Origin of the sequence: Aggregatilinea sp. (genome assembly GCF_036822615.1) — a bacterium.
Lineage (GTDB): Bacteria > Chloroflexota > Anaerolineae > Aggregatilineales > Aggregatilineaceae > Aggregatilinea.
In genome coordinates, this window is sequence record NZ_DAISHJ010000003.1 from 129,909 (window position 1) to 140,650 (window position 10,742).

Sequence of the window (10,742 nt, forward strand, 5' to 3'; positions counted from 1 at the left end):
CGAACAACTGCGTGATGTCCATCGTCGCCATCGCCAGCCCTGCCCCGTTGACCATACAGCCGATTTCGCCGTCTAACTGGATGTAGTTCAGCCCGGCGGCGCGCGCTTCCGTTTCGGCCTTCGGCTCGGCGCTGGTATCGCGCATCTCGGCCAGATCGTGGTGGCGGAACAGCGCATTGTCGTCGATGGACATCTTGCCATCGACCGCCAACAGCGTTCCGCTGCCATCGATGATCAGCGGGTTGATCTCAGCCAGCGTCGCGTCGCTGTTGACATACGCGTCATACAGCGCGCGCGCGATCTTCATGAACGGCTTCCACAGCTCGCGCGGCAGCTCGATCCCGTAGGCCAGATTGCGAATCTGGTAATCGCGCAGGCCCAGGAACGGATCGACGTGCTCGCGGATGATCTTTTCCGGCGCGGTACGGTTCACTTCTTCGATGTCCATGCCGCCCTGCGAGCTTGCCATGAGCACCGGCTTGCGCGCGGCACGGTCGTTCGTCACGCCGAGGTAGATTTCCGACTTAATATCCGAGGCGGAATCGATCAGGACTTTTAAGACTTTATGCCCCTTGATGTCCATGCCCAAGATTTCTTCGGCGCGCTGCTGGGCTTCTTCGGGCGTTTTCGCCAGCTTGACGCCGCCCGCCTTGCCACGGCCCCCGGTGAGCACCTGGGCCTTGACGACGACGGGTGTGCCTAACTCTTTTGCGATTTCGTACGCTTCTTGTGAGGAGCGAGCGACTTTTCCCTGAGGAATAGGGATTCCAAACTCCGCAAACCGTTGTTTGGACTGGTATTCATGCAGATTCACAGAGAGTGCCTCCAGTCAGTGTGCGCGGGGGAGAAACGCGCGTAGCCACAATTGAATTGTAGTATAAAAATTATACATCCGGCACTTCACCGGCCCGCCTGCCCGTGCAGCAGCCCGCGAGGTTAGATGCACCCACCGCGCGAGGCGTCTCATCCACGAGCCGGTGATCCGCCGTTTTTACTCGATCAATGCATCCCCGGCAGCACGACCGTAAACGTGCTGCCCACATCCGGAGCGGTCTCGTAACTGAAGTCCGCGCCCATCAGATCGGCCAATCCGATCACGATGGGCAGGCCCAGGCCGTGCCCCTTGAACGAGCGTACATGCTCGCTTTCGCCGCGCCAGAACAACTCGCCGATGTGAGTCTGTTCTTCCTCGTTCATCCCGATCCCGTTGTCCTGCACGGTCACTTTTACACGCCCGTCCACGCCTTCGGCCCGCACGGTAATCTGGCCGCCGTCCGGCGTATATTGCAGCGCATTGATCACCAGCTTGGTGATCATCTGGACCGCGCGCGGCGTATCGATGGTCAGCAGCGGCAGACCCTGCGGCGTGTCGAAGGTGAGCGTATGGCTGTGCTCCGCCGCCAGATCCTTCGTCGCCTTCTCGACTTCGAGCGCGATGTTTTTGTACATGTCCATCTTCGGCTCAAGCCGGATGCGACCCGAGCGCAGCTTACTGGCGTCGCTCACGTCCGTGACGAGATGCTCCATGCGGATCACGTTGGAGCGAATGACCTCCACGAACTGCTGCTGCATCTCGTTCAGATCACCTACCACGTTTTTCGCCAGCATGTCGTTATAGCCGCGAATGCTGGTCATCGGCACGCGAATCTCGTGGACCATCACCGAGACGAACTTCGCGTTTTCCGCGACGAGGTCGTCAAGCTGCTGGCGCGGGATCATCTCGCCGTCCCCCGCGTTTTCAGGCTCGGCGGACGCGGCGGCCAGCAGCGCTTCGAGCTGCTCCAGATCGGGGATCAGGTCCGGCGCGGCTTTTTGCCGTATTTCCGCCGCCAGGGCGCGCGCGGCTTCAAGGGATTCTTGTTCGGATTGACTCATGCTTTCCATCCTGTCTTCATTCGTTCAAACGCCGCTCACATCGCGCGGCGCTGAAGGGCGCCAGAACCGCTCGGCAGGTGCGCCCGCCCCCACTGCCGCCGCATACTGCCGTACGTCGTCCGCCATCGCCTCGACCCCGGCCCAAAACGTCGGGATCTGCGACACATGGCAGGCGATCGCGCGGATTTTCGTTTCAAGCACATCGCCGCTCACCGGATAGATCTCGGCGCTCGTTTCGCGGCCCAACAAAGCACGCGCGGCTTCGATCGCCCGGCTGTCGCGGACGGTGTACGGGTACTCCTCGTAAAACAGAACCGGCGCGCCAGGGTGCAGCGCCTGCCAGACCAGCGCGACATCGCGTACGGCCTGATGATCGACGTGATGCCCGGCCCCCAGCGGCGCGTACAGAACAACGTCCGGTCCCAACGCACGCGCAATCGGCTCGATGCGGGCGCGAACCGCATCATCCGGGGCGATTTCGCCAAAAAGCACGTCCAGATCGGGATACAGCAGGCGGCTATCGTCCCCCACGCGGTAGATGGCGTCCACGAGATCGCCGCAGCAGAGCGTCGCGCCCAGCACCTCCGCCGCACACGCATCCTCGATCCGCCGCCCAGGACTGGGATCGGGACCCAGATTCCACCGCAGAACATGCTCGACCACAAATTCACCCTGGGGCGTATCGGGCGGCATATTGGCGGCCATCAATGTGTAGATCTCGACCGGCTCCCCGGCCTGGGCCAGTGTGGCAATCCGACCGCCGCAGCTCAACGCGGCATCATCGGGATGAGGAGAGAGGAAAAGGTGTTTCATGGACGAAGCTGCCTCCGCTGGCAGCCGGAACGGATGGGGTACAAACACGATCTGATCACCGTCACCCGGCGACACCCCCACTGTATAAAGAAACACCCCGGACTGTCAAATCAACCGGGGTGTCAATGTCCATTCGTATGGATGTTTCGCTAGCGCTTCTTGCGGCGCTCGTACAAAAAGGTGTAAAGCGGCAGCAGCGCCGACTGGGCCGAATCGAGCACGATATCGGAGGTGCGCCGTGCCAGATAGCGCGCCCGCGCCGCCGAAAACAGGCTGTCCGCCACGCTCTCTTCGGCGGTGCCCATCTGCACGACGGCGGTCGCCCAGGTCAGGCCCGCGCCAAACGCGCACATAGCGACCGTATCGCCTTCGCGCAGGCGGCCTTCTTCGATGGCCTCGACCAGCGCCAGCGGAACCGACGCCGCAGACGTGTTGCCGTACCGATCGAGGTTCATATAAAACTTTTCGATCGGCACGCGCATCTGGCGCGCCGCGGCTTCGATGATGCGCGCGTTCGCCTGGTGCGGGATGAACAGATCGATGTCATCGGGCGTCAGCCCGGCCTGATAGACCGTGCGCTTGAGCGAGCTGGCGAGGGTGCGCACGGCAAATTTGAACACTTCCTGGCCGTCCATGCGCATGTACTGGCGGCGCTCGTCTACCGTTTGCTGCGTGACCGGCGACGTGCTGCCGCCGTCGGGCACGTAGAGCGCCATCGCGCCGGACCCGTCTGAGCCCAGCTCGGTCGCCAGCAAGCCGCCCGGCTCGTCGCTGCCCTCGACCACGGTCGCCGCTGCCGCATCACCAAACAGGATGCAAGTGCTGCGGTCGGTGAAATCGAGCGCGAAGGAAATGATCTCGACGCCTACCACAAGGATGCGATTATACAAGCCCGCGCGGATATACTGGCTGGCGGTCGTAAAGCCGTACACCCAACCGGAGCACCCCGCTACCAACGAAAATGCCCCGCATTCGGCGCCCAGCATGTGTTGGACCTGGCTGGCAACGGAAGGCAGCAAATAGTCGGGCGAAGACGTGCAGACGATGATCAGGTCAAGGTCTTTGGCGGTAATCCCGGCGACGTCCAGCGCTTCCTGCGCGGCAGCCACCGACATGCTCGACGTGGTATCCCCTTCGCCGCGAATGTGGCGCTCGCGGATACCCGTACGGGTGACGATCCATTCATCGCTGGTGTCCACCATCTGCGCGAGATCGTGATTGGTCAATACGCGCTCGGGCACGTACTTTCCCCATCCAGTGATTTTGGCGTAACGCTCGTTCATCACGAAAACTGGTCCCCCTGCTCGGACGGCTACTGTAGTACAGTGATCGGTTATGCGATGCTGGTGCGGTGACCACGCAGCTCGCCCAGCGCATCCAACAGCGGGCGGCGCGCCACCAGCACGATCCCCGCCGTCAGCGTTGCCCCGCCCAGCCCCGCCGCGATCTGAACCGGCAGCGGCAGTTGGCGAGTCCGCTCCCAGAGGGACGGTTCATCCACCAGTTGAACGTCCATCAAATGACTGCGCAATTCGCGCACGAAAATCGGAGACGGCTCAACCGGCACCAGGGTGTGGTAAAGCTGCTCGGTAAGGGCAAACAGATCCTCGGATTGATCGGGGGTGCTGTTATGCTTAAAGGGGAGGCTCCATGCAAGACCAGCCACCAGCGCGTCAGCGTAGGCGAGAAGCATGTCACCAGCATGCCGGTCAAAATGACGCTTTAAGAGTTGAGATCCCATACGCTCGATCATCCTTAGATTTCAGACTGCACTCTGTCGATAAACGTGACGCTCACAAACCAAACAGCCGCCTGCCGCCGGATTTCACATCGCTCACGTCATCATCCTCAAGAGTGCTCCTCAAGGATAACAACGTCCGGTGGTAAAGAGACTTGATCGCCCCTTCGGTCCGGTCCATGATCTTGCCGATCTCGGCGTTCGACATACGCTCGACGAACTTCAAAACCAGCAGTTCCTGGCGCTCGGCGGGCAGCTCACGAATCGATATCAACAGGCGATCGCGTTCTTCCAACGACTCGGTTGCGGCCTCCGGTCCATCTAGATGGCCGTCACTCGTCAGATAATCGTCCAGCGGCAGCACGCGCTGGCGACCCCGATCACGATGCCAGTTTGCAATCAGGTTGTGCGCGATGCGATACAGCCACGCCGAAAACGGAACTCCGCGATCGGTATAGCTGCCAATGTGTCCCAGCGCACGGAAAAACACCCGCGACGTCAGATCTTCGGCGTCGTCATGGTTGCCCGTGCGATAGTAAACATAGTTGTAGATTTTTTTAACGTAACGCTCGTATAACTCACCGAACGCAAGCGAATCGTCCTTCGCCCATTCGACTAGCTGCGCATCATCCGCGAGCGTGTAATTACGGTTCGCCAGATTGTCTGAACCAGTCATGCGTACTAACACCTCGCCCATGTAAAGGTTACGGTTGGGGGATCGCTACAGGAATGCGCCGTAATGTGCGGAGTATACCAAGCAATTTAACCATCTACGAGTGTGTGCGGGTAGCCGAAATAGCCCGGGTAGCGGTACAATGCAGGCAGATCGGGATGCCACAGAACACGGAGCACAAGAGTGACGGCGCAACCCCTCCCGGCGCGGGCCGGGCGCGTAACCATTCTGGGCGTGCCCGTGGATGCAATCACATTTGACGACCTGCTGGCAACAATCGACACGTGGATTCGAGCGGACGACGGCGCGCACCAGGTATGCACCGTCAGCCCTGAATTCGTGATGATCGCGCAGGACGATCCCGACTTTATGCGCGTGCTGCACGAGGCGGATTTGTGCGCGGCAGACGGCATCGGGCTGCTGTTCGCAGCGCGTTACCTGGGCCATCCGCTGCCGGAGCGCGTTACCGGGTCCGACGGCGTGCCGATCATCGCGGAACGCGCGGCGCGCGAAGGCTGGTCGCTGTATCTGCTGGGGGCCGCACCGGGCATCGCGGAGCGCGCCGCAGAGGTGCTCACCGCGCGCCACCCCGCGCTGCGTATCGCCGGATCGTATGCGGGCAGTCCCGCACCGGAAGAAGAAGACCAGATCGTAGAGCGCGTCAATGCCAGCGGCGCAGATATTTTGCTGGTGGCCTACGGCGCGCCGCGTCAGGACGTCTGGATCGCGCGCAACCGGGCGCGGCTGCACGTACACGCGGCGCTGGGGGTGGGCGGCACGTTCGATTTCATCGCCGGAGCGATCCCGCGCGCACCGCGCTGGATGCAAAAACTGGCGCTGGAGTGGTTATTCCGGCTGATCATTCAGCCGTGGCGCTGGCGGCGAATGCTGCGTCTGCCGCGCTTCGTATGGGGGGTGCTGCGCTACGGTAAAAACGCGGCACAGAAGGAGACGCCAGCTTGACGGTCTACATTGACGTATCGGCAGCCGTGAACAGCCGGGCAGGTCTGGGACGCTATGCGCGCTCGCTGACCGACGCACTTCTGCAAGAAATGCCCAACGCTCCTACGCTGTTTTACAACCGGACGCCCCAGGCCCACATTCCCGACCAGTGGACGCACGTGCCGCAGCGGTCGATTCGGATGGCCTATAAGCCGTGGCGCATGATGGTCTGGCAGGGCCAACTCACGCATGCGTCGTTCCAGCGGCTCGTGCCGGGCGTGCAGGTTTTCCACGCCACGGAACACCTGTTGATGCCGTTGGGCGACGTCCCCACGGTCATGACCGTGCACGACCTGATCTACAAGCTGTTTCCCCAGCATCACAAGCGCCTGAACTACTACTTTCTCAACGCGGCGATGCCGCTGTTCGTCAAGCGCGCCAATGCGATCATTACCGTGTCGCAGGCCACCAAAAACGACCTGATGCGCTACTACGGCACGCCCGATCAAAAAATCACGGTCGTGCACGAAGCGGCCTCCCCCAACTTCCGCGTCGTGTCGCCCGGCGAAGTCGCCCGCGTCCGGCAGAAATACGATCTACCCGCGCAGTATATGCTGGTCGTAGGAACGGTCGAGCCGCGCAAGAACCTGTCCCGGCTGGTCGAAGTACTGGCCCGGCTGCGGCGCGACTTCCCCGACCTGCAGCTGGTGGTCGTTGGCGCGAAGGGCTGGCTCTACGAGGATTTCTTCAAGCGCATTCAGGAACTCAACCTGACCGACGCGGTGAACGTTCTGGGCTACGTGCCCGACGAGGATCTGCCGGGCGTGTTCCGCGCCGCGGTGGTCTACGTGATGGCCTCGGTGTACGAGGGCGCGGGCCTGCCGGTCCTCGAAGCGATGGCGTGCGGCGTGCCAGTCGCCAGCAGCCGCGAATCCAGCCTGCCGGAGCTGGGCGCAGACGTGCCGCACTACTTCAACCCCCACGACGTGAACAATATGACCGAAGTGCTGGGCATCGTGCTGAGCGACGCGCGACTGCGGGCCGAGATGGCCGCCGCCGGACCGGAACGCGCGGCACGGTTCTCGTGGAAGCGCGCGGCGGTCGAAACGCTGAGGGTGTACCGCAAGCTGGTCCAGTAACCAACGAGGGGCAAGCGATGTTTGTGCGCGACGTGATGACGTCCAATCCGGCAACCGTCCGGCCTGAGGATACGCTGCGGACGGCCACAGAACGCATGCATGAGATCGGCTGCCGGCGGCTCCCGGTCGTGGACAGCCAGGGCCGGGTGTGCGGCATCATCACCGACCGGGACCTGCGGCTGGCGGCGAATTCGCCGCTTGTCCTGCGCGAACGGTGGCAGGACGACATGCTGCTGGATCACACGGAAGTGAATGCGTGCATGTCCCCCGATCCGGTCTGCGTGGCGCCCGATCTCCCGGTGGAAGACGCGATCGATCTGCTGCTGGAGCACCGCATCAGCGGCCTGCCGGTGGTGGAGCGCGGTGAACTGGTCGGCGTGATCACGGTGACGGATCTGATCCGCGCGCTGGCGGACCTGCTGCGCGCCCCTTAAAGACTCCGAGCCGCCCTGTTGCACGGGGCATGTTCCGAGCCATCATCGACGGGCAGCGTGAAGATGAAGGCTGCGCCTCCCGCCGGATTGTCCTCGATCCAGATGCGTCCGCCGTGTGCTTCGATCACCATCTTGCAGAAGGTCAGCCCGATCCCCGACCCATGACGCCGCGCGACGCCTGGCCCCTGGCTGAACAGATCGAATACACGCTGCTTGTCGTCATCGGGGATGCCCGGCCCGGAATCGCGCACTTCAACGCGCACCATCGATCCCTCGTCTCGCGCGACGATCGTGACCAGCCCTTCGCCCGGCGTAAACTTCAGCGCGTTGTCGAGCAGATTCAAAAATACGCGCTCGATCAGATCGGTATCGATGCTGACAGGCGGCAAATCGGGGGGCATCGCCAGCCGCATCTCGATGCGCATCTCATCGGCCACAAGGCGCACACTATCCATCGCGGCGCTCGCCACCGCCGACAATATCGACGGCTCGCAGCACAGGTCCACGCCGCCGTTCTGGAACTTCGTGACGTCCAACAGCGAGTTCACCAGCGTCATCAACTTGTTCAGAGCGCTCTGTGACATCGCCGTCGTGTTGCTGACCGCCTGACTCACCGGATCGTCGCCGGATGCAATTTCGCTCAACAGCTTGAAACCCGTGTTGATCGCCGTCAACGGCCCGCGCAGATCGTGCACGATCATGCTGTAGAGCGCTTCGCGCCGCTGGCGCATCCCCTGCTCCGGCGTGACATCCACGAACGTGAGCAGCAGGCCAGTCAGTTCTCCCGCGTCGCCCAGAACCGGCGCCAGGGTCCGCCCCAGAGGATAATGCCGGACGCCGCAGGGTTCCATCAGGGCGCGGTCCTCCTGGAACCGGATTGCTTCTCCGCGTCCCAAACGCAGATCCAGCGCCAGCGAACCCAGCGTATCCGGCGTAAACCCGAGCCGCTCGGCAAATTGCAGCGACGGATCTTCGAGGAGCGACTCCACGCTGCGACCGACCACCTGCTCAAGCGTAATGCCCAACAGGTGTTCGATAGCCGGATTCGCAAGGGCAACACACCCGCCCCGATCGATCAAGATCAGCGCGTCGTGTGTGCTTTTGAAAGCCGCCTGAAGAAATGAGTGCGAAGGAGCTGCGGGAGCATCAGACAGTACGGCAGTTGAGAACCGCTCGTGCGGAGCTGTCATGGTCAACGCAACCACCAATCCTACACAGAAGCCAACCCATCCATACCGCCATGAAGATTGCAGCGGACTACCACAAATGAATCCTACTACCAGTACGACGAGTATTGCTGCGATAATTGCCCGCCGCCTGCGCAACGGTTTCGGCTGGTTCGTCATCGGCTCCGATCCATGTTCACCCGGCGGACACCCACCACAGAGAGTAAGCAGGCCGCAGCCTATTTTGGTAGAAAAGCTTTACCCGTTCAATACACTCGCTTCTGCGGCGGTTGGCAGCGAAAAACAAAACGCCGCGCCGCCGCCAGGTGCCTCTTCAATCCAGATACGTCCCCCATGCGCCTCGACTGCCAGCTTACAGAAGGTCAGGCCAAGGCCAAACCCCTTGGGACCGCGCGCGGGGCGGCGTCCCAACTGCACGAACTTATCGAAGATGCGCTCGCGCTCGGCAACGGGAATACCGGGGCCGGTATCCAGCACGGAGACAATGATCTTGCCGGTTTCTGGCATAGCGCTGGCGCGCACCGTAATCATACCCCCCGCCGGGGTATGTCGCAGCCCATTGTCGAGCAAATTCACCAGCACTCGCCGGATCTTTTCAGCGTCAACGCCCGTGTGTGGCAGGTCCTCCGGCACATCGATCGCCAGCTCGATGTGCGCGCTGTACGCCAGGCTGAGAATCGAGGTGCACGCGTCGTCAATGATCGGCGGCAGCGCCTGCGTCAAGCGGTTGAGACCCATTCCATTTTGATCGATACGGGCCAGATCGAGCATGGATTCGATCAGGTTGAGCATCCCGGTGCTGCTGTTGCGGGCGATCTGAAGCACTTCATCATACGGCGCGGGATCGATCGATGCTTCAACGAGCAAATCGTGCAGCATAGTCAGGCTGCCGACGATAGCCGTCAGCGGGCTGCGCAGATCGTGAATCATCATGTGATTCATCTCTTCGCGCATGTGAGCCTGCTGGCACTGCTCCGTGATATCGCACCACGTCAGCATCCAGCCCATCGCGCTGCCGTCACGGGCATGGACGGGCTTCCCCTGTTCGTCGATGGTTCGCGTCAAGCCGCCCACATGCTGCTCAAACACCCGGTGAGTTTTTTCGCCGCGCGCGCAGTTCGCCTGCGACAGCATATCGCGCAGCAGCTCAGGCGTCAGGCCGGACACCTGCGTCACATGAGCCCATCCCCGGTCGTGCACCCAGGCAAAGATGCTGCGCCCCACGTAGGCGCGCATCGACTCGCCCAGGAACGCGTCCGCCGCCGCATTGGTGTAGAGCAGCCGTCCGCTCACCCCAAACATCAGCATACCGTCCTGGCACGCATCCAACATGGCTTGCGCCACGTTTTCCTGCGGCTCCAACACACCAGGGGGCAAGTCGGCAGGGCTGGGAATGGTAGCGCGTTCGCCGGGATCTGGAGCAGGAGAGATAACCAGTGTGTTCGTGTCGAGGCTCATAAGTCGGTCGATCCACCTGTGTCTGGTGAGGATGCGGTCACGAATTAAGCACAACGCTGGCGGGCGATCATGCAGGCGATCAGGCGGGAGGTCGCACCTTTGGTGCTGCCCCGACAACAGACTGCCCACCGCCCTTTAATCCCCGCAGACAAAGTGGCGCGCAGCCTGGGCCGACAAAAAGTCGTGCTGGTAAATGACGACATGGATGCGAACAGAGGAGTACCCACCCATTTTGACCCCAACTACCATCCGACTTACTCTAGACTTTATCACAAAGATGGGTGAACGACAATACTTCCAATACACTTCTTAACGTTCTCGCAATTCTTATGTTGCAGGTTGGTTGGGCCGCGTGTCCAACGTATAATCTGGACTATGATGATCCTTCCGACTTTTTACGACGCAGAACAGGTAGGCCGCCTGTATACGCCCGACGTTATCGCGGCGACGGCGGCGGGCCAGGGTGCCGGATTCGCGCCTGCC

At 61.8% G+C, this 10,742-nt stretch carries 10 protein-coding genes and 1 pseudogene; 3 read left to right on the forward strand and 8 right to left on the reverse strand.

Features of this window, described 5'->3' with window-relative positions:
• The 6 genes and pseudogenes from V7116_RS02460 to V7116_RS02485 form a co-directional block, all read right to left on the reverse strand.
• Positions 1-814: pseudogene (locus V7116_RS02460) on the reverse strand (succinate--CoA ligase subunit beta); the annotation flags it as partial.
• Between the two features lie 185 nt (positions 815-999).
• Positions 1,000-1,875, reverse strand: coding sequence for a sensor histidine kinase (locus tag V7116_RS02465; protein ID WP_324390059.1), 876 nt, complete (start codon positions 1,873-1,875; stop codon positions 1,000-1,002).
• Positions 1,876-1,899: 24 nt separating this feature from the next.
• Entirely contained in the window at positions 1,900-2,688 is a 789-nt protein-coding gene (locus V7116_RS02470) for a PIG-L deacetylase family protein (protein WP_324390061.1), read from the reverse strand.
• 149 nt (positions 2,689-2,837) lie between these two features.
• Positions 2,838-3,971: a beta-ketoacyl-ACP synthase III gene (locus V7116_RS02475; protein WP_324390063.1), complete on the reverse strand. Its 1,134-nt coding sequence runs from the start codon at positions 3,969-3,971 to the stop codon at positions 2,838-2,840.
• A 50-nt stretch (positions 3,972-4,021) separates the two neighbouring features.
• Complete coding sequence (locus tag V7116_RS02480; protein ID WP_324390065.1) at positions 4,022-4,429, reverse strand: hypothetical protein; 408 nt, start codon at positions 4,427-4,429, stop codon at positions 4,022-4,024.
• Positions 4,430-4,481: 52 nt separating this feature from the next.
• Complete coding sequence (locus V7116_RS02485) at positions 4,482-5,102, reverse strand: RNA polymerase sigma factor (RefSeq protein WP_324390067.1); 621 nt, start codon at positions 5,100-5,102, stop codon at positions 4,482-4,484.
• A 180-nt stretch (positions 5,103-5,282) separates the two neighbouring features.
• Here V7116_RS02485 and V7116_RS02490 point away from each other — a divergent pair, with 180 nt between their 5' ends.
• Genes V7116_RS02490 through V7116_RS02500 form a run of 3 tightly spaced genes read left to right on the forward strand, consistent with a single transcriptional unit; the run spans position 5,283 to position 7,614 of the window.
• Complete coding sequence (locus V7116_RS02490; RefSeq protein WP_324390069.1) at positions 5,283-6,062, forward strand: WecB/TagA/CpsF family glycosyltransferase; 780 nt, start codon at positions 5,283-5,285, stop codon at positions 6,060-6,062.
• Positions 6,059-7,180: a glycosyltransferase family 4 protein gene (locus tag V7116_RS02495; protein WP_324390071.1), complete on the forward strand. Its 1,122-nt coding sequence runs from the start codon at positions 6,059-6,061 to the stop codon at positions 7,178-7,180. Before V7116_RS02490 ends, V7116_RS02495 begins: the two co-directional genes overlap by 4 nt.
• Positions 7,181-7,197: 17 nt before the next feature.
• On the forward strand, positions 7,198-7,614 hold the full coding sequence (locus V7116_RS02500) for a CBS domain-containing protein (RefSeq protein ID WP_324390073.1): 417 nt from the start codon (positions 7,198-7,200) through the stop codon (positions 7,612-7,614).
• Here V7116_RS02500 and V7116_RS02505 read toward each other — a convergent pair.
• On the reverse strand, positions 7,611-8,960 hold the full coding sequence (locus V7116_RS02505) for a PAS domain-containing sensor histidine kinase (RefSeq protein ID WP_324390075.1): 1,350 nt from the start codon (positions 8,958-8,960) through the stop codon (positions 7,611-7,613). The genes V7116_RS02500 and V7116_RS02505 overlap by 4 nt on opposite strands.
• A 78-nt stretch (positions 8,961-9,038) precedes the next feature.
• On the reverse strand, positions 9,039-10,259 hold the full coding sequence (locus tag V7116_RS02510) for a PAS domain-containing sensor histidine kinase (RefSeq protein WP_324390077.1): 1,221 nt from the start codon (positions 10,257-10,259) through the stop codon (positions 9,039-9,041).
• Positions 10,260-10,742: the final 483 nt, after the last annotated feature.

Coding starts and splice junctions, on each gene's coding strand:
- V7116_RS02465 (WP_324390059.1), bottom strand. CDS start 1,875: ATGAGTCAATCCGAACAAGAATCCCTTGAAGCCGCGCGCGCCCTGGCG.
- V7116_RS02470 (WP_324390061.1), bottom strand. CDS start 2,688: ATGAAACACCTTTTCCTCTCTCCTCATCCCGATGATGCCGCGTTGAGC.
- V7116_RS02475 (WP_324390063.1), bottom strand. CDS start 3,971: ATGAACGAGCGTTACGCCAAAATCACTGGATGGGGAAAGTACGTGCCC.
- V7116_RS02480 (WP_324390065.1), bottom strand. CDS start 4,429: ATGGGATCTCAACTCTTAAAGCGTCATTTTGACCGGCATGCTGGTGAC.
- V7116_RS02485 (WP_324390067.1), bottom strand. CDS start 5,102: ATGACTGGTTCAGACAATCTGGCGAACCGTAATTACACGCTCGCGGAT.
- V7116_RS02500 (WP_324390073.1), top strand. CDS start 7,198: ATGTTTGTGCGCGACGTGATGACGTCCAATCCGGCAACCGTCCGGCCT.
- V7116_RS02505 (WP_324390075.1), bottom strand. CDS start 8,960: ATGACGAACCAGCCGAAACCGTTGCGCAGGCGGCGGGCAATTATCGCA.
- V7116_RS02510 (WP_324390077.1), bottom strand. CDS start 10,259: ATGAGCCTCGACACGAACACACTGGTTATCTCTCCTGCTCCAGATCCC.